Origin of the sequence: Enterocloster bolteae (assembly GCF_002234575.2) — a bacterium.
Taxonomy (GTDB): Bacteria; Bacillota; Clostridia; order Lachnospirales; family Lachnospiraceae; genus Enterocloster; species Enterocloster bolteae.
This window is the reverse complement of record NZ_CP022464.2, coordinates 1,996,955-2,023,447: the sequence shown is the minus strand read 5'-3', so window position 1 is coordinate 2,023,447 and position 26,493 is coordinate 1,996,955. Positions and strand designations below refer to the sequence as shown.

Below are 26,493 nucleotides of genomic sequence, written 5' to 3'. Positions count from 1 at the left end.
TGTTTATGAAAACAAATGGCTTTACACCACAAGTCCCTTGGTGTAGAGCAAAGCCCGGGCAGAAATATCACTGTTCAAAGCATCCTCCACGCCCTGGAGGAGAGCAGTAAACGCTTCAAAACCGTAGTGTTGGTCATCAGCGTCCAACGTAAACAATTTTGAAGACGGGCACACATAGGAGGCGGAAAAACCAATTGTAACATCTGCTTCTTCCGGGACAGCTTCCGCCATAGACATACTCGGATGATAGCTGGTATATACTGGCACATCGGGAAAACTCCGCTTCAACTGAGCGATCGATTCCCATTCATATTCCATAATAGCATCACTGAGCAGGAAACTGATCTCCACTCCACATAGAGCCAGTGCCATGGCGATTTCAAAGGGAGAGCCGTTAACTCCAATTCCAACGCCTACCCGCAAGCCTTTCAAACGCCTCCGCCACTGAGAGATACTATCCATGCAACTCTCGTAGCAGGACTGCCAGGAAATTTTTCGTTCCAGGAAGGTCTCCAGCCCTTCATAGCCACGGCGGATTCCTTCCGGATGGTAGCGGATGAACTCTTTATGCCAGGGAATACCCAGATGACGCTCCATCTCCTGGCAGGCGACCCGACCAAAGGGCTTGATGAGCAAATTGTGACTGCTGTGTCGCATTTCCATAAACTGCTCAAAAGTCTGGCAAGAGCTGAGCTGAAGCACCTTTTCGAACCCCACCTCATTCATCAGGGAGAAAAACTCACTGTTCGGATTAATAGGCGAAAAGTGTCCAACCACATTGAGCGTGTCTTTCGGAACACGCGTATTCTTCTCCTTACAGAGAAAATCATAAAGACTGCGCTGTATATTCAGAGCTGGTGGCATACTGCTATTGGCTGTGATGGGATTCATGTGGCAATCCACAAAGGGCAACCCATACCGTTCAGTTAGACGGAGACACAGATTTTTGTAATCAGAGGCCAATAAATCATCGATACAGGAGGCACAGATAAAGAATGCAGGAGGACGCTTCGGTAGACAACTCAGAATGTCTTCTACAACAGCAGGAATGCGGTCCATATGGCTACCCAAGACCAAATCTTCCTCGGTAATATCCATGTAACGAATGCGGCTGCGCAATCCCAGCTGTACGCTGGAAACGGAGCCATGTCGGCCACAACCATGCGGTGCCACGAACAACAATACACTTTCCGGTACCAGCATCGCGGTTCGGACAATTCCCCATCCTCCCGCACTGGGTGCGCTGTAATGAAGGCAGGGTCCACTGACCACTTTGCCTTTAGTGCCCAATTCCGGCGCGGCAGGGTCAAGATTCGCGATTGTCAGGTGATATAGTTCTTTTTTCATACAGCACCTTCCTTCTGTTCCTCTACAGGTACCATAATGCGTTTGGCGATGTCGATGATGGTTTGAGAAACAGGAAGTTCAGAATCCATCTGGACCACGGTCATGTTTTGCTCCTCGGCTCTCTGAATGTCTGAATCTCTCGGGACAACACCAATAATCTCTGTTCCAATCCGCTGCACAAAATCCTCAACGATGGCAACCTCATCGGGGACATTTCGACAGTTAAGAACAATTCCGCGGAGCTTAGCATAACCGCGTTCCTGGAAGTTGTCCAAGGCCTTCTTGATATTGGCGGCAGCATATAGCGCCATTTTCTCGCCAGAGGTCACAATCACCACCTCATCAGCATATCCCTGTCGAATGGGAACTGCAAACCCACCGCATACCACATCGCCAAGCACATCGAAGAACACATATTCCGGGGCATAAACCTGAAATGCATTAAAATCGTCCAGAGTATCAAAGGTCTTGATAATGCCGCGACCAGCACAACCACTTCCAGGCGTGGGGCCACCGGCTTCCACGCAGACGATCCCCCGATACCCCTTGACAGAAATCGCATCAAGACTGGGGCAAAGTCCGCCGTATGCCTGCAGCACGTCCATTACCGAGGTAAGTTCCTGACCTGCTCTCAAATTTAAAGTGGAGTCCGCTTTGGGATCGCAGCCTATCTGCATGACCCGTTTGTCCATTCCTGCAATCGCCGCGGCAATGGATGAGGTTAGGGTGGACTTCCCAATACCGCCTTTTCCGTAAAACGCAATCTTTCTCATAAATTCACACTTCCCCGCATAAAGTTTAAGTAAGTTTTATTTAATTCTGAGTATCACCCAAAATCTCAACCACCATCTCATCTGTCAGCGTGAATCCGTACATCTCCTGATAAAAGTCACGCAGTTCGGTCTCCATATCCATATCGGCAAAAAGCTCAGGATGCTGGATTTTGGCCATCCATTTGATCGTCAGAGGGGTTTCAACTCCAGGGGGATCCCAGCGGTATCCACCGATAGGAATTTTATAGACCTCGCCTTCCTTGACAGCCCGAACAAGGGACCAGTCCTGACCTTCCAGCTTGTTTTCCAACAAGTCGGAGGGCTGCAGATCGGTGAAGTTACCGATATATATGATCTCAGGGTTCCACAAATAGATCTGCTCCATATCAACATTCAGCTCTTCGCCAGACAGGTCTGCCGCAGGATTGATGGCACCGCTGTTGTCCCATAAGTAGTAGCCGAATCCCTGACCAGCAACCTTCAGATTGTCGGAAAGCTGTAGGATGCTTCTGAATTCAGAAGTGTTCAGAGTGGCAACTCTATCACTTACCTCCGCCACCTGAGCATAGAAATAATCGATCAACTCTTCTCCGCGTTCTTCCTGCTGATACAGAGAGGAAATAATGCGAATCCAAGTTTCCAAATCGTCCATAGTGCCATATTGGAGTGCAATGACCTTCAGACCTGCGTTTTCCATCTTTTCGATCTCTTCGGTCATATAGTTCCACTGAAAAACCACATCGGGTTCCAGCTTCAGTAACTCCTCTATATTGACTACGAAGCTTGTGTCCACCCAACTTGTGTCAACCTTAGCCATAGTAGGATACATATGCCGCAGCGTACTATCTTCGTAGGCAATCACGGAAGAAGGATTACAACCGACCATGTAATCATTATTCCCCATTACAGCGTAGAAGATATAAGGGAATGGCATGATTGTTGTAGCCAGCCTCTGGGGTGGTTCATCAAATTCAATGGTGCGTCCCAGCTGATCAGTGATCACAATTTTATCACTCTCTTGCACGGATCTATCCTCTTTATCAATTGTCTGAGTGAACAAATCCTCTGCTATCGAAGTTTCCATCTGTCCTCCACCGGAGCAGGCACACAGAGATAATCCCAGTACACACGCCAATAACAGAGATAATACTCTTGTTTTCATCTACAGTCCTCCTTCTGTCAATCAAATAGTTAGTTTAAGCTAACCATTCTGTTAAAAAAGTCTCTCGCTTGGAATACGAAATATAACCCCCATAAGTTAGTCTATACTAACTTTTTTGACTTTACCACTTCCATCCAAAAATGTCAATACCTAATTTCGTTTTTGACCAAATATCTAATATATCAGCGCACGAATGAATTCTACAAAACAATCCTGGAACCGTCCAAAAAACTCGGGATAGCAACATTTAAGAACGTGGCATCTCTATAAGGGAAATTATCATGTTGTCAGATTATATAAAAATTGCTTACTTTTATTGATTTCAGCAACGCAAAATATACAAACCAGAGCAGCAATAAAAACTCCTTACTTATACTGGCGAGTAGTTTTGCTTATATGTGGTTGGCAACAATTGTATGATTCTTTGAAGTTTATTTATTTACTATGTTAGCTCTGTCATTGACAAACACAGCGCTCATTCTCTGTGCTCTCAAGTCTCTTATGTCTGATATATGGATATTTCCATCAATCATGTTGGCAATTGCTTTTTTATTTACCGATTGTTTCATAGCCCAAAGGTACGAAGACGTGGTAGCAGAAAATACCGTACTACGAGAAGGTCCTCACAAAAATGCGATTTTCCAAACATTATATTAGGTTGCCAAGAACAGCACAATTCTCTTTTTTGTATCCAAGTTTCTGTGCTCTTGCACAATAACGCAGAAACCATCAATGGACTTCATCATGTCGATGCAGACACAGACAATGTAGATCTTTCCAGACCGTAGATATCTCCTAACACGGCAGCATCCTCAGTAACTTGATTGTATGTGTAAGGAGAATGGGATCTGTATTATTCGTGAGCCAGATTATAATACCATTTACAATAACCTCGATCATATGTGAATTGTCAAAGTTCAATGGAGTCTGCTACTGAAATGCTGCAGCCGATTCCAGAACTGCATCCGAAACTATATCAAGGCTACATCCTGTTTAGGCAGAGGAGTCTCATGATGACCATAATTAGGTTCCAGAATATCAGTGGATTCTTTACAGCATTTGCTAACCCAATTGTAAAAAGTACTTAGCGCAATGCCTTTTTTATGACACCAGTCAGTGCGACATTCATTAATAAGTTTTATCTGTTCCTGCATAAGAACACGTTTGTTATGAGTAGTTGTCATAACCTATACTCCAAAATGAGTCAAACAAGTTGAGCGCTAAACTTGTTGACTGTTTTTTGAATTATTATGGGTATGCTATCTCCAGACTTCAACTGCAATTGAAAGGTCTTTTACAATGTTCCAAAGAGTAAAGTGTATTTATTTTTCTGAGGATATCTGGCAACGGTATAAACTCTTCTAAATGATATTTTCGCATCAATCACCGTAGTAGCTTTTGCACATAATCAAACAACGGACCATCGCAAAAAAGGATGATCCGTTGTTTTTATCATTTTTTCGAATGAAACACAGAAAAATCTCCCAAAGCCAAGACAGGACTCAATTGTGTACAATCCTCCAAATCGACACAAACGCTCATGTATTCCATGTGTTTTGCATCCAATGGATTGCCGCTGTTTTCTGCAATCTTGGCGGCATAGTCCAAGTCATCGGCCAATACAAACATATAGGCATATGCGGCCCCATTTTCTTGATTAAAAAAATAAATCTCCAAATGCTCTTTTTCATTTTTTAGTGTTTTATTTCCTTCCTCCTGATGTTCTTGAAGAAAAGCAATCCACTCCTGGGCTCTTTCTTCCTTGCCATCTTTGATTCTCATACGCCATAACACAATATCCATGGAAACACCTCTTTCTGTATTGGTTTTAACTCTTTGTTTGATATGTTTTCTTCCCTCTCAGAATGAAAAACAATATTTACAGCGCTCTTCCATAACCCTCGGAGCATGTATGAGCACAGTTTTTCACTGCTACTAGCCACTTTCAATGCGTCAGACAAAATAGCCAGATGTACAATGTGATATTCGTACAGCCCCATATTCTTTAATAGCAACCGCATCTTCTCTACTCGCTCCTCCTACAAAGGTTGCATCAAATTTCTTGGTATTATGACAATGTCTCTGTTTCCATAAAATGTTTCACTGAGTAACCCGATAAACATACAATACGGGGCAATAAACCAGTTGCCAAACATAAAGAAGCAGGGACCAAGGATAGTATTATAGGTCAGAAGGACAAATCTTTTATTTTCCCTGCTAACCATCCGCATGTAAACCGGAGTACTGAGGAACATGAGAATTCTAACGGACAGCACCCTGTTTAGAAAACCATTCACTATGCAGATGGTATCCACAACGAACTAAATACTAATAAGCATCGTGTTCAAAAACAGTCACCCCGTCCCCTTTACGCTAATATTGGAATTCTTCCGTCAGTTTTGCTTTCTCCACCAAATTGTTATAGGTTGGAGAAGTTTTGAGCAGTTCAAGATGAGTACCGGACGCCTCCACTCTGCCGCAGTCGATCACCACGATTTTATCTGCATTTTCAACGGATTTGAGACGGTGGGAAATAATGACAACGGTCTTATCCAGAATGAGGCGGTTCAAGCTGTCCTGGATCTTTTTTTCGTTTTCCACATCCAAAGAGGCTGCAATTTCATCCAGAATGATAATAGGTGAATCTTTCAAAAAGGCTCTGGCGATGGATAGCCGTTGGCGTTCTCCTCCGGAGAGTGTTGCTCCGTTTTCTCCAATCATCGTTTTGTACCCTTCCGGAAGCCTCCGAATAAATTCTTCGCAGTTGGCCAATCGTGCCGCCTGAATGACCTCCTCGTCTGTGGCCGTCTTTTTCCCAATGCGGATATTTTCCAGAACAGATGCATTAAACAACGTTACATCCTGGAAGACGATGGCTATCTTTTCAAACAAGGATTTTGTAGAGATTTCTTTGATATCCAGCCCGCCGATCCGGATGCTTCCGCTGTCATAATCATAAAGTCTTGACATCAGACGCAGGATACTGGTTTTCCCGCAGCCAGACACCCCCACTAAGGCAGTCACTTCGTTTTGCTTCGCGGCGAAACTGATATTCTTGAGCACTTCTGTATCCTTATCGTAAGAAAAAGACACCTGATCAAATTCAATATCATAACTTGAGATTGTCTGATCCTTGCCCTGCTGTATCTTTGTCTCCCGAATCTCCCGGATACGTTTGCACATGGAATCCAGATAATACAGCTCTGCCACATTCATGCTGACCGCTTCTACGCTCTCCCTCACCTTAATGGAGGCCAGTACATATCCCAGAAAGTACAGGATATTGATCTCTCCTGTATGCAGCATTTGGACGCCTATGAGGATTACAAGAACAAAGGCAAATTGCAGAATGACATTCGAGCACAACATAGGAATACCCGCTGAAATCTCTGCACGAAGATGGATTTTCTCACTTTCTTCCATCTTTTGATAAAGAGTCTGCCGGATCTTCTGAGTCAAGCCAAAGCTCTTGATTTCCTGCTGATTTTCAATGGCCTCCTGAAAACTCTCAGAGTTGTCCCGGAGCTTTTGATAATGTTTGAATGACTCCCGAATCTGAAGGTTTTTCGACAATAAAAGAAGCCCGAATCCAAGCAGAATCGGCAGAATGATAGCAAGCCCCAATTTAACATTGCCAAGGAGCAGCAGAACCGAAAGCAACGGAAAAAAGAACAGGAATCCCACTGCCTTTGCCATAGCGTGACTCATAGCATGCTCAATAGCTGCCACATCCGCCATGATGGTTTGCGCCAGATCCGAAAGGTCATGCCTGGAAAAGTAAGATAAGGGCAACTTGGTCAGAATATCTGCAATCTCCGTGCGAAGATTCGCGCTCTCCTGGTAAGTGGTGTTATACAGTGCATCATATTCAATTCGGAGCAGAATCCACATCACAGCCAGAACCAGGATAGATCCCCACAAATACAGCCCTGTTTCCTTGACATTGTTCAACAGCAACTCATCCACCAGGAGAAGCAGCAGCATTGCGGGGAAAAAGTTAATCACATAGGCAAAGAAGGAGGCCGCGCTGGCCTTTTGCAAATCTTTGGCCCCCTTGTCGGTCAGGGCAAAATGCTTTTTAAACAGTTCTCTCATCTTACAACCCTCCATTCATTTGCCTGTTCATAGAGCGTTTGATATTCTCTGTACTTGGTATCGGTCGCCATCAACGCCGCGTCCGTTCCTCGCTCTACTATTTTCCCGTCCTCCAAAACCAGAATTTCATCCACATTTCGAATGCTGGACAGCCGATGTGCAATCATCATGACAGTCTTTCCCTTCATTAAGTGAGCAAACGCCTTTTGCAGCTCATGCTCATTCTCCGGATCGATTGCCGCGCTGGCCTCGTCAAGGATCACGATCTTCGCATTCTTTAGCATTGCCCGTGCGATTGCAATCCGCTGCTTCTCACCGCCCGACAGGTATACGCCTTTGGAGCCAATCACCGTATTTTCCCGATCTTTGAACTTATCCAGAATGCTGTCACAACCTGCCTGATACAGCGCTTCCATGACCTCCGTTCTTTGAGCGTCTGGGTTCGCCAGACGGACATTCTCGTAAATACTGATGCGAAACAAACGGACATTCTGGAACACAAAGGCGATATTGCGGATTAAGGCGTCCTCTGTATAGGCTTCGATGGACTCTCCCCCAATCTTGACCGCTCCTCCATCCACTTTGTAAAAACCAGAAATCAATTTGGCAATCGTGGACTTTCCTCCTCCAGAAGATCCCACCAGAGCATAACTCCTTCCTTCTTTCAGAGTGAAGCTAACATCCTCCAGCACCATCTGGTCTGTATACCCAAAGCATACCCGTTCAAATTCAATGTCATAGTTTTTGAATGTGCTCTTGTTTCCAAATATAAGCCGATCCTTTTGCATATCTGAAAACACCTGCTCCAGTTTCTCAACCGCCGAAGTTCCCATGAATGCATACATACCTACATACATCACTTTCATAAAGGCGGTAAACAGGACTCCGCCCAGGAATAACGTCATAATGAGCTCCACCGCCAACACAGCCGGGTCTTGAATTCGATTCAGCGTTAAGGCTGCCACTGAAACGAGTATGGCAATAAAGCCGAATAGAATCAGCTGGAATAACACATATGGCCTTCGGCAGCTCATGGAATAGTTCAAGGCATGCCGTGCATAATCCGTGATTGCCCGATGCAGCGTCTTGAAAGATGTAGCGTCTATGCCAAAAATCTTGAGTACCTGTATCCCGCGTATGTACTCCACGGTCTCGCTGCTCATTGTCTCCAGCGCCTTTTGGTAGATTTCCATAAACTTCTTTTCCCCGGTCATCAGGACAAGGAGTACGCCACTCAGTAGGAACAGAACCAATAGAACGATGCCTACCCGCAGACTGATCAAAAAGCCCACCACAAGCGCCAAAAACGGTGTCAGAATTGCTCCGGCATTGTCAGGAATCAAATGGGCTACAATAGAATGCGTTTGGGCGGCGTTGTCATCAATGAGTTTACGTGTCTTTCCCGATGAGTTCAGATCAAAGTAGCGGAAGCTGGCATTGGTCAGGCCGTCAATCCCACGCTTGCGCAAGTTGGTCTCCAGCCGGAAGCCCAACATATGCGTCAAAAGCACGGCCGCAAAATACAAGAGCGAACCGCCAATCAACAGCCCTGCAATCAGGAACGCATTATATTGAGCATGCCCCATATCTTCGTCTACCACCAATCGTTTCAAAAACTCATAGAGGTAGTAATAAGCGCCTACATTGAGCAATGTGGATACCACCGTCAGGCCGATTGCAAAATAGGCCAAAGGTCGCTGCTTTGGTACATAATATAGCAGTTTTTTGTATACCCCAAACATAGATACTCTCCTCCTAATATATAAGTGTATGGTTTCAGTACCCAACAGCCAGTTGGGACTTAATCCTCTCATTGTTTAAGCTGTATAATGATTAGGCATCGGTCTGACAGAGTTCTCCTTGGACCATTAGCGTCCGTTAGAAAGCCAGTCAGCCAGCCTGTCATTGCAGCCGTTCGATTTATGCAGGTTGAACTACCACACCACGTTCGTTTGATACCCCAGGAGATTGAATCGGCAATGAGGAATGCTGGAATCCATGCAAATTCACTTTTGGAGGTACGTAGAATGTACAACGCAGTAGGGATTGATGTCTCAAAAGGCAAGAGCACCATCGCAGTTCTGCAACCCGGCGGCACTGTAATCCGCAAACCTTTCGATGTTTCCCATACATCCCAGAACCTCAATGAACTTGCAGATTACCTTGGTTCATTAGAGGGCCCATCCAAAATCGTTATGGAATGTACGGGCAGATACCATGAGCCCATGCTTAAGGTTCTGTACGAAGCCGGATTATTCGTTTCCGTTGTGAATCCTCACCTAATCAAAAACTTCGGCAACAACTCCCTGCGCAAGGTCAAATCTGACCCGGCAGATGCCCGCAAGATTGCACGCTATACTCTTGACAACTGGGCAGAACTGCGCCAATATTCAGATATGGACGATACACGTACTCAGTTAAAAACTTTAAACTCTCAATTCAGCTTTTTTATGAAGCAGAAGGTTGCCGCAAAAGCAAACCTGATTGCCCTGTTGGATAATACTTATCCCGGTGTTAACAAACTCTTTGACAGCCCGACACGTGAGGACGGAAGCGAAAAATGGGTTGATTATGCTTATTCTTTCTGGCATGTGGACTGTGTCCGCAAGATTGGCTTAAAAACCTTTACGGAGCGCTACAAGGCTTTCTGCAAGAAGCACCACTACATCTTCCAACAGGACAAGCCCGAAAAACTGTTCAATGCCTCAAAGGAATTGGTTGCCGTCTTTCCAAAGGAGAAGACCTATAAGCTGTTGATCCAGCAAAGCATCCAGCAGTTAAACCTTGCTTCCGGACATGTGGAGCGTCTCCGTCAGGAAATGAACGCGTTGGCATCCACCCTTCCTGAATACAACACCGTGATGGGCATCTATGGCGTTGGGAAGACTTATGGCCCGCTGCTCATTGCTGAGATTGGCAACGTGTCCAGATTTACCCACAGGGAGGCATTGACCGCCTTTGCAGGCGTTGACCCCGGCGTGGATGAGTCCGGCCAGCACAAGTCCAAGAGCAACAGGGCTTCCAAAGTTGGATCTGCCAGACTGCGCAAGACCTTATTTCAGATCATGACGACCCTGCTCCAGAATGCCCCTGTGGACGATCCGGTCTATCGTTTCCTTGATAAAAAGCGGGCACAGGGAAAGCCTTACTATGTCTACATGACCGCCGGAGCGAATAAGTTTCTCCGCATTTATTATGGCAAGGTCAAAGAGTGCCTGCGGAACTTGGAGCAGGCAGAGTAACACCCGTCTCTATATCACCCCTTTCAAAGCCGGCAGTTCTGGCGGCTTAAAAGTTATACCCTAAAATATCAAATCGGCTTTTTGAAATTTTCTTCAAAAAACACTTGACTTTTTATTAGCAGGCTTTCTAGATATATGCTGAAATCAATGTTAGCCAAGACTAACTCACATATAATATTATCTCATTTATTTTTAAAGAAAAAAAGAACTAGATGCAAGATTCAATCATTGACAATCAAATAGAGAACTACCCACGTTCTACGATAGTTCTCTATTTGAACATTTGCTTATTACTTCAACATAGATTGAATGAACCAAATTGTTTTGTTGTAATTTGCCACATCGTCTTCCATGTGGGCAACCACATCAAATTGATTCTCCTTGTCGGCCTGCTCACGAATGAAAAAAGCCTGAGTTCTGAGAGATTCCATATCTTTCAGAACCGTCTGCATCGCACTCTTGACATCCAGCTCGACACTTTCCAACTCTGGAATTGTGGCAACTGATAAGTAACCCTTCATACTTGCCAAAGGGGCTTCTCCGTTCATTTTTAAAAGTTCTGCGATAGCATCGAGTACATCTGCAAGGGCATCATACAAGGTTTCCAGATATTCATGTGCCGCTTTAAACTGGCTCCCCACTACATTCCAATGAAGATTGTGTAATTTGATGTATGAGACACCAATGTTTGCAAGATATGCATTTACCTGAGTTGCGAGTTCTTTTTTCAAAATAACAGCCTCCTTTGATTTGAAATACAAGGTTAGTCTAACTTCCCTTATAAAGTTAGTATATACTAACCAAAAGAAAATGTCAATTTATTATTCATTTTCCTATTCACGCTATTTATCCTATTATCCATATTGGTACAAGTGCTATTCACCTTTTATTCGACAAAATATTTTTTATAGAAGGGGCCACAGTAGGAATGGCCAGGAAAGGTGAACGTCCCCAAGCCAAAATAGGGCATTACCTTGATTCATACCGCTAGCCATCACTTTCCCCATCCCGCCTTTCGGTTTTCTAATGCTGTTAAAAAATTGTTTGATAAACCTTATGGAGCAACCTCTTGTCTTTTACCTTGTTAGCAAAAACTAACTTCTTGTATATAGGGACTCTATCAAAAAATTCACTGATTTTTCAGGAATGCATCAGAGGCATGGCGAGAAGTCAAGGCCACTAACATAGTCCAACATCATAAACTTAAGATTTAATGAAATCATTCCAATATATTATTATCGCCTTCTATAATGGTTACCAATCGACTATTTCCTAAAATGCTCATATTTCTCCCTGATAAAAAATATGGGCATTTTATAATCTGTTCTTTTTGGTTGCTTTTAGATCTGTTGTACTATATCCGTTTCATGATAATACGACCAATGCCACCGAAGGATTCAGCCGTCAGCTACGGAAAATGCTGTATCTTGAAACTTTGCTCCATTAGCTTTCTCTGTAAATTTTTAAGGAATAACACTTTTATGGTTTTCTCCGTTAAGGTATGAAAAATTAACAATTTTAATTTCTACTTGAAAAGCTTTTCTCATGTTTTGTTCTGTTACTATATGTTCTACAGCAACAAATTTGCAAGTTCGATTTTAACTAAGCATTAAGGCTTTATTCGCTATTTTCAGTGCGTGAGCTGGAAAATGTGTATTTACAATTGCTTCCATTCTCTTTTTTGAAAGTATTTGAATCGTTTCTAACACAATCAACTAATTTTAAAGTCTCAATTTGAACCGGTTCATCTAATACCAGCATTTCAGAGGCGCTACACAATTCCCGAGCAATTTAAAACCATTTACAATTCTCCTCCACTCATGTAACTACAACATGCTCATCATACAATTTAAAAGTGTCGTTTATCCCACACCGATTGGGCCTAAAATAGTCAATACTTCCCCTTTATCTAAAGACCTACTCCCCGCTCCTTATTTTCTCGATAAAGTTGATGAGATTACTAGTGTACTGACACGATGTCTTCGTCTAAAACTCCGCAGGATATTTTTATGATAGTGCAGGTCAAAAATAGGCAAGGAGGTTTGTCTGAATGTCATCGTGTAAATACACTAATATAAATTAAATTTTATATTGAAATTTCGATTATCCGTAAGCGTCAAATAGGTTCTTTCCAAAGTTAGTTGAATGTATAACAACAAAGCGATATAATGGGTTCAAAGGATGGTGTTTGCCATGGAACAAGAACTGATAAATTTATTAGATTCCACTCTAAAATGTCTGGATTGTAAAATAAAGTCAAATGTGGTCATTATAGAGGTCTGAGTAGTAAAGTTCATACCGTATGTCCATATTTTGGGAGCAACTCAGCAAGGATACATTCTACATATCAGCGGGAAATTCAGGACATTCCATTACATGATAAACAGACGATATTATTGCTTAATGTTAGAAAAATGTTCTGTGACAATCCCAATTGCAGCCATAAAACTTTTTCAGAAAGATTTGGTTTTATTTCTCCTAATGAAAAAAAGACAACACGTTTGATTGACCGAATATTAATGACTTCTGTCAAGTTAAGTTCAGTGAGTGCATCTGCATTATTGAAAGCAGATGCCATTCAGGTAAGCAAGAGCAGTATTTGTGATCTGCTCAAAAAAATGCCAGTACATGTGGATAAATCTTCTGTAATTAATATATGTGTGGATGATTTTGCATTTCGGAAACGGTACAGCTATGGAACTGTCATGGTGAATCTGGATACACATAGGATAATTGACATTATTGACTCCCGAGAAACAAAAAAAGTAGAGGAATGGTTAAAATCCTATCCCAATTTAAAAGTAATTTCCAGAGATGGGGCACAGACATATTCCTCTGCCGCCAGCAACGCCCATCCTGATGCAGTACAGGTCAGTGACAGATTTCATCTGCTTAAAAATTTATCGGATGCAGTTGAAAAATACATGCACCGCCTGTTCCCGTCAAGGCTGATTATACCGGCAATAACTGCCAATCCCCAGATGCAGGCACTGTATGATACCAGAAACCGGGCTGAACGAATAGTATTTGCCCACAGAAAGAGAAATGAAGGCTACACAATAAATGACATAGCCCTCCTTTTACATTCGGCAACAACCACTGTAAGGGAATACCTTGCAATTCCCGAGAATGAAATTCCAGAAATACAAGAAAATGCTCGTGAAAGACAATACATTCAGGGACTTGAAAATAAACAGCTTGCAATCAATGAGGTAAGGCAGCTTTATGCTGGTGGACATTCCATTGATGAAATTTCACGTTTAACCGGGCACACGACTGTGACAATAAAAAAATACTTAAAAGACGACTGTCCTGTAGGCAACGGACATTATGATTCGAGAAGGCCAGGAAAACTTGCCCCTTATGAATCGGATGTAATAAAAATGCGTGCACAAGGCATCACATATCAAAAGATTCATGAGTATATCTGCCAGAAAGGATACGATGGAACTGTTGATTCCCTGCGAGTGTTTATGCAAAAAGAAAGAACACATCAAAAACGAATATCCGCTGCGGAGGCAGACGCCGTTGAGTATGTTCCACGCAAATGTCTGTGCCAGCTGATATATCGAAAATTAGAAAAGGCAAATGGCATAACGGAGGAACAATATGAAGCCGCAGTTAAGAAGTATCCCATTCTCGGACAGCTATATGATTTATTAAGGGAATTTCATCGAATTATGTTTTCCGGAAAATATGATGAGCTGGATTTGTGGATAGAAACAGCCCAATCCCTGAACGTTGACGAGATAGATACTTATGTCAATGGTTTAAAATCCGATATTGACGCAGTAAAAAATGCAATAAAATACAAGTTTAACAACGGTTTGGCAGAGGGAAGCGTCAATAAAATCAAATTAATTAAACGTATTATGTATGGCAGGAACAACTTTCGCTTATTAAAAGCAAAGGTTCTTTTAAATGAGTATTATTATCAAATCAACTAACTTTGGAAAGAACCTATTTGACGCTTACATTTAATGAAAAAGCACTTGTTTTACCACAAAATTATCACGATTGAATGGGCCTTGATTTGATGATAATAGATAAGGGAGATTCCACAATAAAAAATTGTGTATCTCCCTTGCTTCATTCATATTTCCATCTTATTTATAAAGCTCTTTTGCATCTGCTTTTGGTTTCATAGACCAAAATATTACATTCATTACAATGACAATCAGTAACACAACTGCCATAGCCATCCAAAAGCCGATATTCAGACCAAGCCATTCGGTAGTTCCGAAAAAGGTCATCCAAAGTTCTTTCCAGTTCATCATTGCACCCCCTTAGAGCAGTTCGCCGAAATGACGAACATAGGCTTTTTTCAAACTTGTTGCCAGAATCATATACAGCAGAATACATGGAATCAGATAAGCGAAGTATGTTGCAGGCAATGCAACAAATCCCAGCATAGTTCCAAACACAGTAAACGGAATGATGGTCAGAACCGTAATTCCTGTCATTGTGAGCAAAGTCACCGGAGCAGACGCACGACTCTGAATGAAGGGTAGCTTCGGAGTACGGATCATGTGAATGACCAACGTCTGGCTCCACATAGATTCCACGAACCATCCGGCTTGGAACATTCCGATATACTGCTTCTGAAGCGTTGCCAGTTCTGCACCGCTGAAATGGGCGGGCAAATCATTGAACAACACGCCGTTGGATACGAACAACGGGCAAAATACAAAGTACATGAAAATATAGGTTGTAAAATCGAAGATGGAGCTGGTTGGCCCAATCCAGATCATAAAACTTCCAACACTGGAAGCATCCCATTTACGTGGTTTGGCGATGAACTCCTCATCCACATTGTCCCATGGAATTGCCGTGCAGGACAAGTCATAAATCAGGTTCAGGAAAATCAGGTGCACGCTCATCATCGGCAGGAACGGCAGCAGCGCAGAAGCCGCCAGTACCGAGAACATATTGCCGAAGTTGGATGATGCGGTCATTTTAATGTATTTGATCATGTTGGCATAAGTTTTACGTCCCTCAATGATGCCCTGTTCCAAAACCATCAGGTCTTTTTCTAGCAGAATGATATCGGCAGATTCCTTTGCAACATCCACGGCAGTATCCACCGAAATGCCAATGTCGGCAGTTTTCATAGCTGCGGCATCGTTGATACCGTCACCCATGAAACCGACCGTATGACCGTTTTCACGAAGAACAGAAACCACACGGGCTTTCTGATCGGGGGTCAGCTTTGCAAATACATCTGTAAACTCTGCCGCTCTTGCAAGCTCTGTATCGCTCATGTGTTCCAAATCAGCGCCAAGAAGCATATTGCGAACCTTCATCCCCACCTGCTTGCAGATGGTACGAGTCACTTTGTCATTATCACCAGTCAAAATTTTGGTGGTAACACCGTGGTCTTTCAAAGCCTTAATTGCATCCGCAGTAGATTCTTTTGGAGGATCCAGGAATGCCAGATATCCAATCAGCACCATGTCACATTCATCTTTGACACCAAATGCGCCAACGGGAGATGGATTACTTTTCTGTGCAATCGCCAAAACGCGAAATCCCTTGTCGTTCAGATCATCCACTGTCTCCAAAATCCGGCAACGGACGTCATCAGTCAGAGGCTTCACTCCTCCATCGCACTCTGCAAATGCGCAAATAGAGAGCATTTCTTCCACAGCGCCTTTTGTTACCATTTGGGTTTTGCCGTTTTTATCCTGTACCACAGTAGTAAGACGGCGACGTGTGAAGTCAAAAGGAATCTCATCCACCTTTACATAGTTTTCGGACAGGTCAATAAGACGCGAATCTGCGGCTTCTTCCTCCTCCGTCTTATGGATAATTGCCAAATCCATCAGGTTTTTATAGCCAGTCTGGAAGTAACTATTGAGATAAGCGTGACGCAGTACTCGCGTATCGTCCTCGCCATTTACATTCAGGTGGTATTCCAGCACAACCTTATCCTGGGTCAGCGTGCCAGTCTTGTCGGTGCAGAGAATATCAATAGCACCGAAGTTCTGAATAGAATTGAGGTTTTTAACGATTGTCTGCTTTTTGCTCATGGAAACAGCACCTTTCGCAAGACAGGTTGTTACAATCATTGGCAGCATTTCCGGTGTCAAACCGACAGCAATAGAAATGCCGAATAAGAAGGCCTCCAACCAGTCGCCCTTGGTGATGCCGTTGACGAAGAACACCAGCGGAACCATGACGAGCATAAAACGGATCAGCACCCAAGAAACGGCGTTGACACCCTTGGTAAAGCTTGTTTCAACCGCTTCTCCGGCAACTGCGGACGCCATGGATCCAAACAGAGTATGATCGCCAACACAAACAACAACAGCTGTTGCGCTGCCTGAAATTACATTACTCCCCATAAAAGCAATGTTTGTGTAATCGGTCACACTCTCTTTCTGTGCGCTCACATTGGGTTTTTTTTCAATGGGTTCACTCTCACCAGTAAGACTTGCCTGACTGACAAACAAATCCTTCGCATCCAAAATACGCACATCCGCCGGAATCATGTCTCCAGCAGACAGATGTACAATATCTCCAACCACCAAATCATCCATAGGGATTTCTATTTTTTCCTGGTTCCTACGAGTAACGGTGCAAGTGGTCGTAATCATGGCTAACAACTTTTCTGCTGCATTTCCACTTCTGGATTCCTGGACAAACCGAAGCGTACCCGAAATGAATACCATCGTTAAAATGATAACTACCGTCAGACAGTCAAAATCATCCGGCACACTGCCAAACAGAGAAAAATAAGGTAGAATCATATCTGTAATGGTTGATACCAGTGCCAGGCAAAACAGAATGGCTGTAAAAGGGTTGATAAACGCACTGACCAGCCGTTTTGCCAAGGACTTCTTTTTTTCATGTGTTACTTTATTGGTGCCATATTTAGTACGACTTACGGGTACTGCTCCTGCATCTAATCCCCGAAGTGTGGTATGAAGGTTTTTCAAAACCTCTTTAATGGGATTGGTTGCCGCAAATTGCATGCGGCGGTTCTGTTCGTCACGGATAACTGTCTTTTCGACAGTCTGACGAACAGCCATACGGTTTTCTTTCTTGTTCATTGGTCTTACCTCCTTGAATTTTCATAGGGGCAAGGAAGATTATATGAGGGACACGGAATCTCCGTACACCCATACAATATTCTCTGCCTTCGTGGACTGCTTTCAGAGTCCATGTCTTTCACCTCACATTCTTTAAAACTATCTATGTGAAACCGCAATGCGGATCACGGTCTGCGATATCGGTTACTTTTTTCGATATACCAGACATCAAAGCCCGCAACGATTAGCCATGCAATCATTGCACATACAAACCAGTGATTTGGAAATCCTGACCAAAGCCCCTTCATCAGAAAGATAATACCATTAAGTGCAATGACTTCCCCGATGTTACGGCAAAGCGGGATAATTTTTATTTTATCTTTCTCTTCCTGCGGCATATTTTTCCACTCAGATAAGTGAATATGTCCTTTTCCGCAGGCAAACACAAAGCCTGCAATAGTAAAGAGGATGCCGAAAAAGATGCATGTAAAGTCCATATTTTCTCACTCCTTCCAATGTTTAACTTCATTTTTTAGTTTATTCAGCCTCAGAAGCCTGATGAGCAGTATAATCACTGTAACAGCAAGGATAAACCAAATAACAGCAGTTACCTGATACCAAATCTGAAACATCAAAATTCTCAGTTTAGAGAACATCCCGCTTAAACAGCCACATATTATTGTGAACACGGAGTAAAGTGCCAAGAAAATTGCCAGTTTGTAATCTTTGATTTTCGTCTTCACTCACAACACCTCCCAGCCAGCACTTACAACTTCCGGGATTGCCAATGCCTGCCCAACGATTCCCTCTAAAACATTGTTTTTAGGTTTTCCAACAGAACAGTATTTCGCAATGATCTCAACCTTATCACCAACAACATCGCCGCTTTCCAGATTATTCAGGAACAGAGTTTTGCATGAATTGCTGTTAATAAGCAACAGACGAATTTCCTGCTCTGCAGCTTCCTGACAAATGACCGAAATACGATATTGTTTTTCAAATTCATCACCAGCTGTGATTGGGTTCATCTTTCTTGCAAGAGGACGCAGAATCGAGTTTGAGGCAATCAAAATACCAGCGGCAGTGATTGCCATTGCATACATCCCTGTACTTGCAAGAATGCCAATTGCAGCTGTACACCATAGCGTTGCCGCAGTATTCATTCCACGCACTGTTCCGCTGTCCTTAAAAATCACACCGCTGCATAAAAAACCAACACCAGATATAATACTACTCCCAACACGAAATACCTGATCCGAGCCATAGAGCATTGGAAACAAGGTAAAGAAGCTGGTTCCCATGCAAATCAACACATTGATACGAATACCCGCCGGATGGCCGGTTAGCTGCCGTTCCAATCCAATCAGAAAGCCAAGCACCAAGGAGAGGGAGATTCTTAAAATAAAATCGGTGTAAAACATGTAAATCACCTCCCATCGACCACGAACAGTATATAAAAACCGCAAGGAAAAGCACATGGCTAAAACCTTGCGATTTCCTTGTGATTTGGCAAGATTTCAAAAGATAATACGTTAATAATAGTTCATAGATCGCTATGTTCTACTTTGTACTGCCAACAGGTACAGTGCTTGCTGGATTTACATGAACCATGCAGTGTTTTACTTCTGGAAAGGAATTTTCTACTGAGTAATGAACCTGCTCAGCAATATGATGCGCTTCTTTTAACCGTAAGTTTTCATCTACAGCGATCTCAATATCCACATATATTTTCATACCAAACAGGCGGGTGTGTAGTAGGTCAATACGCCTTATTCCAGGGATTGTGGCAATGAGACTTCGTATTTTATCTTCAGTAGCCTCATTACAGGAATGATCTACCATTTTATTGATGGCATCATAGAAAATATCCATGGACACCTTCACAATCACCACACAAATGATAACGCTGGCAATTGAATCTAAAATAGGATAGCCAAGCCTTGCCCCCAAAATCCCCGCAAACGAACCAATAGAAGATAGAGCATCTGAACGGTGGTGCCACGCATCTGCCATCAGAGAGCCGGAATTAATCTTCTTTGCCACCGATCTGGTAAACCAATACATCCACTCCTTTACAATAATGGATACTACGGCGGCCATAAGAGCCAATATTCCCGGAACTGTCAAATCATCCCCTGTGCTGCCGGCAATAATCTTTTTCACCCCAACAATTCCGATTCCAATTCCAGTTACCAGAAGCATACCCGAGAGGATAATGGATGATACGCATTCAATACGCTCATGTCCGTAAGGATGCTCTGTATCGGATTCCTTGCTCGATATTTTTGATCCAACGATAACCACAATAGTGCTAAGCACATCGGACGCTGAATGAACTGCATCGGAAATCATGGCGTCAGATCTTGCGATGATTCCGGCAATCAATTTAAATAAAGACAAAAGGAGATTGACAATGATACTGATACTGGAAACGTACATTGCAGCCTTTTGTGCGGTATTATGGGGATTCGATTTTTTCTCCACTTTAATCCTCCCTTCTACTACAATATAAATTGGTTAATATACTTAACAACCAGTTAGGTTGTTAGCCATCTTATTGCTTAAGCTGTATAATGATGGGGCAATCGGTATATCGGCTTCCTTTCTTGGACTTACACGTCCGTTTTTGAGACTGATAACCAGCTCCTCATTCGCAGCGTTCGTTTTATGCAGGTTGAACCACTTTCAGTGCGTTCGTGTCACACCACAGTAGATTGAATAAGCAATGAGTAAAGTTGGTATTGATCTTTTGCATTATAAATCTTAAGGAGTGACAAATTTATGAACATGAACGCAGTAGGTATTGATGTTTCCAAAGGTAAAAGTATGGTTGCCATCCTTCGTCCTTTAAATATAATTCTTTTTGAAATCATGGAAAAGCGGTCCAATACCACTCTCAAAATCTCTTGGGGCTTTATTCTCTTTATACATGTTTGAGAAGTATACCGGCTGAAGCTGCGGAACAATACCTTGCAACAGGCACAGGCTTAATAATACAACAAGCACAAGGTGACTCCCATGGCTAAAACCTTGCAATTTCCTTGCGATTTGGCAAGAATTCAGGCGGGCTGAAACCGAAAGTGGTCTCAGTCCGCCTATTTTATAGTTGATCATTAAACTTGTACCCGATGCCCCAGATAGTCAAAATGTACTTCGGAGCATCTGGGTCAGGCTCAATCTTCTTGCGCAGTTTTCGGATAAATGCCATGATGTTGCTGTCATCCAGCAGATAATCATCTTCCCAGACTGCACGATAAATCTGCTCTTTAGTAAAGACCTCGCCCCGATTCTGGGCAAGAAAATACAGAATGTCAAACTCTTTTGGAGTCAGGCTGATTTCTGAACCTTTCTGCAGAACCTTTCTGCTTTTCGGATGAATTTCCAATTCTCCAATTATAATCCCATCCGACAGAGCACTGGCAGATAGCTCTGTTTCTTCTGATGCTCCCAAAATCAAAGAAGATACCTCTCCGCTGATCATATCCCGGATGCCAGACAGAAAATCTTCCACACAGTCACTTTTCGGTGGCTCTTTAATTAGCTTTTCCAGCAACCAAATTTCAAGGGTGGAATCCATAGGAATATAACTGATATTCTTTTTCACAATGAATTCCTCCTTTCAAATCAACTCATAGTACTTCTTATAGAAATATTTGGCTACCGTAGTCAACAGCATATAGGCAAGCGCTACGAACAGCAAAAATGCAAAATACCAAAGCGGCAGCCTCGTCATGCCGAACAGAGATGCACCACTGGTAAAGGTCATGGCTGTAAAGGCAACAATTCCGGCCAGCGTTATGCAAATCACAGGTGTGGATGTCCTGCTCTGCATAAAAGGAACTTTAGGTGTTCGCAGAAAATGCAGGATCAGCACCTGTGTCCACATGGATTCCAAAAACCACCCCGTCTGGAACAGGGACACATACTGAAGCTGCAAAGAAGGATCGGTAATATTTAGATAGGTTGCTCCTCCACATAGCATGGGACACAGGAAATAATACAGGAACAGGAAGGTCGCAATATCAAACAGAGAGCTGAGTGGCCCGAATGACATCATAAACCGTCCCAAAGTTTTGCCCGACCAATCTCTCGGAGATAGGGTTTCTTCCTCGTCCACATTGTCCCACGGCAGAACAATACACAAAATATCGTACAGCAAATTCAGAAGCAGAATCTGGATGGATGTCATGGGCAAAAACGGCAAAAATGCGCTGGCGCATATGATGGAGAAAATATTACCAAAATTGGAGCTGGCGGTGATCTTGATGTATTTGAGCATATTAGTAAAGGTCTTACGCCCTTCCAAAACACCTTGTTCCAGAACATTGAGATCCTTTTGCAACAAAACCACATCGGCTGCATCTTTGGCTGAGTCCACTGCCGTATCCACTGAGATTCCCACATTGGCCTCGTTCAGTGCCGGGATATCATTGACGCCATCACCAAGGAAACCCACCGAGTGACCGTTTTCCTGCAGAGCGGAAACCAGACGCACCTTTTGGCCCGGAGTAAGTTCCGCAAAAACATAGATTTCCTCAACTGCTTTTCTAAGCTCACTATCTGTCATTTCGTCCAGTTTTGCACCAGTCAGCACAGCCTCGGCAGAGATGCCCACCCGATGGCAAACAGACACCGCAATGGCCGCCTGATCTCCCGTCAGAATCTTTGGGGTCACTTTTAACCTCTTGAGGGCTGCCACGGATTCTTTTGCGGTTTGCTTGGGCGCATCAAAAAAGGACAGATAGCCCACCAGAGTCATATTAAATTCGTCAGCGGGTGTGATTTCTCTTTGATGGCCTACATTTTTCCGTGCGATAGCAATGACCTTCATCCCCTCCTGGAGCATATCATCTACCACAGAAGATACGCTCTGCATATCATCCTTTTCAATCGGCAGGATTTCACCCCGATATTCCACATGACTGCAACGGGAAACGATATGCCCAATGTCACCTTTCATAATGAGCTGACACTCGCCATCTATATCTCGTACAAGGGTGCTGATAAACTTGCGGGCATAGTCAAAGGGAATTTCGTCCGCTTTTTGATACTGGGTCAAAAGGGCGGAATAATGTGTTTCACGGCCAGGCATAGTCTTACAGGCAAGAATTGCGTTGTCAATCGTGTTGCGAACGCCGGAATGATAGGCGCTGTTCAGATAAGCCAGATCGAGAACTTCCGTATTTTCATTGCCTAGAATATCCATGTAATATTCAAGCAGGATACTTTCATTGGTTAGCGTGCCAGTCTTGTCCATGCAAAGTACATCCATACTTCCAAAGCCCTGCATGGCATTGATATCTTTGATAATCGTTTGCTTTTTACTCATGGCAAGACTGCCCTTGGCAAGGCAGGCTGTAATGACCATGGGCAGCATTTCCGGCATCAGTCCAACGGCCACTGACAGGGCAAAGGCAAAGGACTCCAGCCATTTTCCACCTGTGATACCGAGAATCACAAACACAATCGGCACCAGCACTGCCATGAAGCGGAGCATGACCCAGGCAATGGAATTGGCACCCTTTTGAAAGGAATTTTTGTCATCAGGATCGGGCTTTGTAAAGCTGCCATACAGCGTGTCTTTGCCAACGGCCAGCACAATTCCTTCGCCTCTGCCGCTGATAACAGTTGTTGCCATAAAAGCGAGGTTTTCAAGCTGAGTCAGCGTCTCCTGCTCGCCGTAGCTGAGTTTGCGGCAGCTCTTTTCAAGGATGGCGCTCTCGCCAGTGATGGCAGCCTGGGAGATAAAAAGATCCGTGTTCTTCGTCAATCTGATATCTGCTGGAACACGATCACCTGCGGAGAATAAAACAAGATCCCCGACCACTAATTCTTCGGTGGGAATCTCCATTAACTCCCCATCGCGCCTCACCGTGACGCTTTCATGAATCAGTCGATCAAGCTGAGCTGCGGCGCTCTTTGCCCGCAGCTCCTGAATCAGACGAATTACACCACTAATTAGAATCATGGAAAAGATGATAATAGCGGTAGTAGCGTTTCTTGCAAAATTGGATACTACAAAAACATCTGTAATGAGAGAAACAATACCCAGAACAAAAAGAATCACATGAAACGGGTTAATAAATGCCCGTTGCAATCGTTTCATCATCGTATCATTTTTTCGCTCATTGAAGCTGTTCTTTCCATACTTCTCCCGCATCGACTCAATTTGCTCAATGGTCAGACCATCCGGAGATGTGCCAATGTCTCGATAGATTTCTAATGGATCACAGTAAGCGTATTTTTTGATACGACTGTCAAATAGCGTTGCTTTTGACACGAAACAGTCCCTCCTTTATAAGTACAAGTAAGAATACTTTAACATAGTGTTATGAAAATGCTATGTTTATATTCTTGCTTTTTTCTTGCAATTTACTTTGATACGGCATTTTTCAGCTCTATCAAATTTATCTCGTCAGGGTGAGTCAAAGTCTTATCAACCATACTCGTAGGTTTTGCCGTAAGAAATCTTGCAATCGCCATATGTTACTGTTGTCCACCATAAAGATTGTTTGGCATATTTTTAAGTTTACGTTCCAAACCTAGTACTACAGCGAACTCCCTGAGTGACGTGCTCCCCCTTTTTTGGTATACTCAACTACCATCAGCTAAAGCCGGTGGGTTGATTCGGTCTAAAAACCGCCATTAGGCAACCGAAAGTCACAATGGGGCTAAAGCCCTTTCTTTTAGACTAAAGTCCACTAAAGTTCTACTGAGGTAGTCATTCTTCCCCTATCGAAAAATTGTCGTACCCATCTTCTCTTCCCAGCTTTTCTATATTCTTCTATCATTCTTTGTTTGACTTCTCCTACTGTGCCACAAAAATATCTTCTCCCCCACATATACTGTCCCCAATATCTCTTTCTTAATTGTGGGAACTCCTCTTATAATATCCTTTATTTTTCCCTTTCAGATTCTGCATAATCTCACTTGGTGACAAATTTGTTGGGCATAACAATAGCATATAGACATGATCCGGCTGAATACTTCCCTGTAATATTTTTATTCCTTGGCTGTCTGCCTTAACAGTTCTCGCAGCATAAAGGCTGCATCTCCTTTTAATGCTTCGTATCTGTATTTCGTTTTCCACGCAAAGTGATATTTTATATCATATACTGCATGACTTCCGTTTCTATAATTCGCCAGTTCTACGCATCTCCCCGTACGTTAATTATATTACTGCCTCTACTTGAAGGAATTACTGATGAAACTCTACCGCCTAAAAGCGATGGTTTTTACCTTAGGCTTGGAAAAATAAAACTTTGCAGATGTCAATGTATCTGACAAGGTTTCAGGACAATAACAAGTTTTGCAGATATATGGAGATTGCATTGAAAGGTTGCATCTGCCATTGTAATGAATGTTGTGTTCTGGTCTATGAAATCCAGATCAGATGCAAAAGAACCGAAAACAAATAGGAACTACTTTCTCAGAAGCGAGGCATATGAAATTGAAAATTCTTGTCATGGTTTATTTGTGTTGTCCCAGGGACATAATAAAATCAGGAAATGATATGAGGGTTTTAGATATGTATTACGCAAGTGGTAACTATGAGGCTTTTGCCCGGCCCCGCAAGCCCGAAGGAGTTGAATCCAAATCTGCCTATATCATTGGAACCGGCCTGGCGGCATTGACAGCCGCATGTTATCTGGTTCGGGACGGCTAGATGAGCGGTGACCGCATTCATGTGTTTGAAAAGGATTCGATACCGGGTGGAGCGTGTGACGGTTATGAATACCCTGGCCTGGGCTATGTCATGCGGGGTGAGCGGGAGATGGACAACCACTTTGAAGTGATGTGGGATCTTTTCCGGTCGATTCCGTCCATCTAAACAGATGGCGGAAGTGTATTGGATGAGTATTATTGGCTGAACAAAAAAGATCTCAACTATGCCCTCATGTGGGCCACAGCGAATTGAGGCTAGGATGCCCATACGGACGGCAAGTTCGGCCTGTCCGACAAGGGAGCCTTAGAGATCATTCACCTGTTTTTTGCCTCGGATGAAAAACTGTATGACAAGCGCATCACCAACTTTTTTTGGCAAGGAGGTTCTGGACTCCAACTTCTGGCGGATGGTCATACGGAATTCGTTGATTTAACGGAAAACGATCTGGTCTTTATCACCAACGGCGGCTGCGTGGAAAATTCCAGTCTGAGTTCTCAAAATCCCCTGCATCGTTCCATACGGAAATTAAGCCAAGCGGCGGCTAGGATATGTGGCGGAAGATAGCGGCGCAAGCCCCGCTTTCGGCGTCCTAATAAATTCTGTTCTAATCCGAAGCAGAGCAACTGGATGAGCGGCATCGTCACCGGCAAGGACTCTAACTGGCTGATGAGTTGTACGTTCAACCGCCAGTCCCAGTTCCGCAATCAGCCAAAGGGACAGCTGGTGGGATGGATCTACGGCCTTTTCAGCGACAAGCCCGGCAATTTTGTAAAAAAGAAAAGATCGGATTGCACCGGTAAGGGGCCGTATATTACCGCAGTATGTAAGACAACGGATTTTCTCAATGCAGTAGATATAATAGTGATATCATCGCATACCAACTCCTTGTCCACTTTCGCGAAAGATATATTTTTTATATCCTCGTAGCACTGTTATCGAAAATATAGAAAAGATGGGTTATTGTGGCAATCCTACCCTTGGTGGTATCATGTATGCCTGCCCTTTCTATGGGAACTTCATGTTTGACCAAAGTTGAGCAATTGAAAAATCATCCTTTATGGAGATGCAATAATGTCATTTGACTATAAAAAAGAGTATAAATAGTTTTATATGCCGCAAAACAAATCATCTATCGTAACGGTTCCGAAATAAACTACATCGCCGTGCGGTACAAAGG

Annotated in this window: 21 protein-coding genes and 2 pseudogenes; 5 read left to right on the top strand and 18 right to left on the bottom strand. The window is 43.3% G+C overall.

Features of this window, described 5'->3' with window-relative positions:
• Window positions 1–21: 21 nt before the first annotated feature.
• The 7 genes from CGC65_RS09550 to CGC65_RS09510 form a co-directional block, all read right to left on the bottom strand.
• Window positions 22–1,347 carry a nitrogenase component 1 gene (locus CGC65_RS09550; RefSeq protein WP_002565659.1) on the bottom strand — a complete coding sequence of 442 codons (1,326 nt, stop codon included), beginning with the start codon at window positions 1,345–1,347 and terminating at the stop codon, window positions 22–24.
• Complete coding sequence (locus CGC65_RS09545; RefSeq protein ID WP_002565660.1) at window positions 1,344–2,120, bottom strand: nucleotide-binding protein; 777 nt, start codon at window positions 2,118–2,120, stop codon at window positions 1,344–1,346. Before CGC65_RS09545 ends, CGC65_RS09550 begins: the two co-directional genes overlap by 4 nt.
• 40 nt (window positions 2,121–2,160) lie before the next feature.
• Complete coding sequence (locus CGC65_RS09540; RefSeq protein WP_002565661.1) at window positions 2,161–3,282, bottom strand: ABC transporter substrate-binding protein; 1,122 nt, start codon at window positions 3,280–3,282, stop codon at window positions 2,161–2,163.
• A 1,452-nt stretch (window positions 3,283–4,734) separates the two neighbouring features.
• Window positions 4,735–5,085, bottom strand: coding sequence for a DUF6176 family protein (locus CGC65_RS09530; RefSeq protein WP_002565662.1), 351 nt, complete (start codon window positions 5,083–5,085; stop codon window positions 4,735–4,737).
• A 236-nt stretch (window positions 5,086–5,321) separates the two neighbouring features.
• A complete protein-coding gene (locus CGC65_RS32475) occupies window positions 5,322–5,597 on the bottom strand; it encodes an MptD family putative ECF transporter S component (protein WP_320945420.1) in 276 nt (91 codons plus the stop codon).
• Between the two features lie 58 nt (window positions 5,598–5,655).
• Entirely contained in the window at window positions 5,656–7,377 is a 1,722-nt protein-coding gene (locus tag CGC65_RS09515) for an ABC transporter ATP-binding protein (RefSeq protein WP_002565664.1), read from the bottom strand.
• A complete protein-coding gene (locus CGC65_RS09510) occupies window positions 7,374–9,119 on the bottom strand; it encodes an ABC transporter ATP-binding protein (protein ID WP_002565665.1) in 1,746 nt (581 codons plus the stop codon). The genes CGC65_RS09515 and CGC65_RS09510 overlap by 4 nt, the downstream gene beginning before the upstream one ends.
• Before the next feature lie 285 nt (window positions 9,120–9,404).
• On the opposite strand from CGC65_RS09510, the gene CGC65_RS09505 reads away from it, so the two are divergent.
• Window positions 9,405–10,619 carry an IS110 family RNA-guided transposase gene (locus tag CGC65_RS09505; RefSeq protein WP_002565666.1) on the top strand — a complete coding sequence of 405 codons (1,215 nt, stop codon included), beginning with the start codon at window positions 9,405–9,407 and terminating at the stop codon, window positions 10,617–10,619.
• A gap of 290 nt (window positions 10,620–10,909) precedes the next feature.
• Here CGC65_RS09505 and CGC65_RS09500 read toward each other — a convergent pair whose 3' ends face one another.
• Window positions 10,910–11,350, bottom strand: coding sequence for a Dps family protein (locus CGC65_RS09500; RefSeq protein WP_002565667.1), 441 nt, complete (start codon window positions 11,348–11,350; stop codon window positions 10,910–10,912).
• A 1,548-nt stretch (window positions 11,351–12,898) separates the two neighbouring features.
• On the opposite strand from CGC65_RS09500, the gene CGC65_RS09495 reads away from it, so the two are divergent.
• A complete protein-coding gene (locus CGC65_RS09495; protein ID WP_105105474.1) occupies window positions 12,899–14,566 on the top strand; it encodes an ISL3 family transposase in 1,668 nt (555 codons plus the stop codon).
• A gap of 159 nt (window positions 14,567–14,725) precedes the next feature.
• On the opposite strand, the gene CGC65_RS09490 is transcribed toward CGC65_RS09495, so the two are convergent.
• The 6 genes from CGC65_RS09490 to CGC65_RS09465 all read right to left on the bottom strand — a co-directional run bounded on the left by CGC65_RS09490 (window position 14,726) and on the right by CGC65_RS09465 (window position 20,134).
• Window positions 14,726–14,896, bottom strand: coding sequence for a hypothetical protein (locus CGC65_RS09490; protein WP_002565669.1), 171 nt, complete (start codon window positions 14,894–14,896; stop codon window positions 14,726–14,728).
• A gap of 9 nt (window positions 14,897–14,905) precedes the next feature.
• Complete coding sequence (mgtA, locus tag CGC65_RS09485) at window positions 14,906–17,671, bottom strand: magnesium-translocating P-type ATPase (RefSeq protein ID WP_002578474.1); 2,766 nt, start codon at window positions 17,669–17,671, stop codon at window positions 14,906–14,908.
• 164 nt (window positions 17,672–17,835) lie between these two features.
• The gene (locus tag CGC65_RS09480; RefSeq protein WP_002565671.1) at window positions 17,836–18,147 is read right to left on the bottom strand and encodes a DUF3784 domain-containing protein; all 312 of its coding nucleotides are present in this window, start codon (window positions 18,145–18,147) and stop codon (window positions 17,836–17,838) included.
• A gap of 6 nt (window positions 18,148–18,153) precedes the next feature.
• Window positions 18,154–18,393, bottom strand: coding sequence for a hypothetical protein (locus CGC65_RS09475; protein WP_002565672.1), 240 nt, complete (start codon window positions 18,391–18,393; stop codon window positions 18,154–18,156).
• The gene (locus tag CGC65_RS09470) at window positions 18,394–19,071 is read right to left on the bottom strand and encodes an MgtC/SapB family protein (RefSeq protein WP_002565673.1); all 678 of its coding nucleotides are present in this window, start codon (window positions 19,069–19,071) and stop codon (window positions 18,394–18,396) included.
• 139 nt (window positions 19,072–19,210) lie between these two features.
• Window positions 19,211–20,134 (bottom strand): cation diffusion facilitator family transporter, encoded by a 924-nt coding sequence (locus CGC65_RS09465; RefSeq protein ID WP_002565674.1) that lies wholly within the window; start codon window positions 20,132–20,134, stop codon window positions 19,211–19,213.
• Between the two features lie 297 nt (window positions 20,135–20,431).
• On the opposite strand from CGC65_RS09465, the gene CGC65_RS31255 reads away from it, so the two are divergent.
• Complete coding sequence (locus CGC65_RS31255) at window positions 20,432–20,587, top strand: hypothetical protein (protein ID WP_002565675.1); 156 nt, start codon at window positions 20,432–20,434, stop codon at window positions 20,585–20,587.
• A 163-nt stretch (window positions 20,588–20,750) separates the two neighbouring features.
• Here CGC65_RS31255 and CGC65_RS09460 read toward each other — a convergent pair whose 3' ends face one another.
• The 4 genes and pseudogenes from CGC65_RS09460 to CGC65_RS32715 all read right to left on the bottom strand — a co-directional run bounded on the left by CGC65_RS09460 (window position 20,751) and on the right by CGC65_RS32715 (window position 24,796).
• On the bottom strand, window positions 20,751–21,254 hold the full coding sequence (locus CGC65_RS09460; RefSeq protein ID WP_002565676.1) for a winged helix-turn-helix domain-containing protein: 504 nt from the start codon (window positions 21,252–21,254) through the stop codon (window positions 20,751–20,753).
• Window positions 21,255–21,269: 15 nt separating this feature from the next.
• Entirely contained in the window at window positions 21,270–23,930 is a 2,661-nt protein-coding gene (mgtA, locus tag CGC65_RS09455) for a magnesium-translocating P-type ATPase (protein WP_002565677.1), read from the bottom strand.
• Between the two features lie 421 nt (window positions 23,931–24,351).
• Window positions 24,352–24,713 (bottom strand): annotated as a pseudogene (gene tnpA, locus CGC65_RS09450) (IS200/IS605 family transposase).
• Window positions 24,653–24,796 carry a transposase gene (locus CGC65_RS32715; protein WP_416387635.1) on the bottom strand — a complete coding sequence of 48 codons (144 nt, stop codon included), beginning with the start codon at window positions 24,794–24,796 and terminating at the stop codon, window positions 24,653–24,655. Before CGC65_RS32715 ends, tnpA begins: the two are co-directional and overlap by 61 nt.
• A 382-nt stretch (window positions 24,797–25,178) precedes the next feature.
• Between CGC65_RS32715 and CGC65_RS32710 the strand changes: the two are divergent.
• Window positions 25,179–25,719, top strand: a pseudogene (locus tag CGC65_RS32710) (oleate hydratase); the annotation flags it as partial.
• Between the two features lie 224 nt (window positions 25,720–25,943).
• Window positions 25,944–26,243: an oleate hydratase gene (locus tag CGC65_RS32275; RefSeq protein WP_002565679.1), complete on the top strand. Its 300-nt coding sequence runs from the start codon at window positions 25,944–25,946 to the stop codon at window positions 26,241–26,243.
• The last annotated feature ends 250 nt before the right edge of the window (window positions 26,244–26,493 follow it).

Excerpts from the sequence above, each read along its gene's own strand:
- CGC65_RS09550 (WP_002565659.1), bottom strand. The coding sequence starts at position 1,347 with ATGAAAAAAGAACTATATCACCTGACAATCGCGAATCTTGACCCTGCC.
- CGC65_RS09545 (WP_002565660.1), bottom strand. The coding sequence starts at position 2,120 with ATGAGAAAGATTGCGTTTTACGGAAAAGGCGGTATTGGGAAGTCCACC.
- CGC65_RS09540 (WP_002565661.1), bottom strand. The coding sequence starts at position 3,282 with ATGAAAACAAGAGTATTATCTCTGTTATTGGCGTGTGTACTGGGATTA.
- CGC65_RS09530 (WP_002565662.1), bottom strand. The coding sequence starts at position 5,085 with ATGGATATTGTGTTATGGCGTATGAGAATCAAAGATGGCAAGGAAGAA.
- CGC65_RS09515 (WP_002565664.1), bottom strand. The coding sequence starts at position 7,377 with ATGAGAGAACTGTTTAAAAAGCATTTTGCCCTGACCGACAAGGGGGCC.
- CGC65_RS09510 (WP_002565665.1), bottom strand. The coding sequence starts at position 9,119 with ATGTTTGGGGTATACAAAAAACTGCTATATTATGTACCAAAGCAGCGA.
- CGC65_RS09505 (WP_002565666.1), top strand. The coding sequence starts at position 9,405 with ATGTACAACGCAGTAGGGATTGATGTCTCAAAAGGCAAGAGCACCATC.
- CGC65_RS09490 (WP_002565669.1), bottom strand. The coding sequence starts at position 14,896 with ATGATGAACTGGAAAGAACTTTGGATGACCTTTTTCGGAACTACCGAA.
- mgtA (WP_002578474.1), bottom strand. The coding sequence starts at position 17,671 with ATGAACAAGAAAGAAAACCGTATGGCTGTTCGTCAGACTGTCGAAAAG.
- CGC65_RS09480 (WP_002565671.1), bottom strand. The coding sequence starts at position 18,147 with ATGGACTTTACATGCATCTTTTTCGGCATCCTCTTTACTATTGCAGGC.
- CGC65_RS09470 (WP_002565673.1), bottom strand. The coding sequence starts at position 19,071 with ATGTTTTACACCGATTTTATTTTAAGAATCTCCCTCTCCTTGGTGCTT.
- CGC65_RS31255 (WP_002565675.1), top strand. The coding sequence starts at position 20,432 with ATGAACATGAACGCAGTAGGTATTGATGTTTCCAAAGGTAAAAGTATG.
- CGC65_RS32275 (WP_002565679.1), top strand. The coding sequence starts at position 25,944 with ATGAGCGGCATCGTCACCGGCAAGGACTCTAACTGGCTGATGAGTTGT.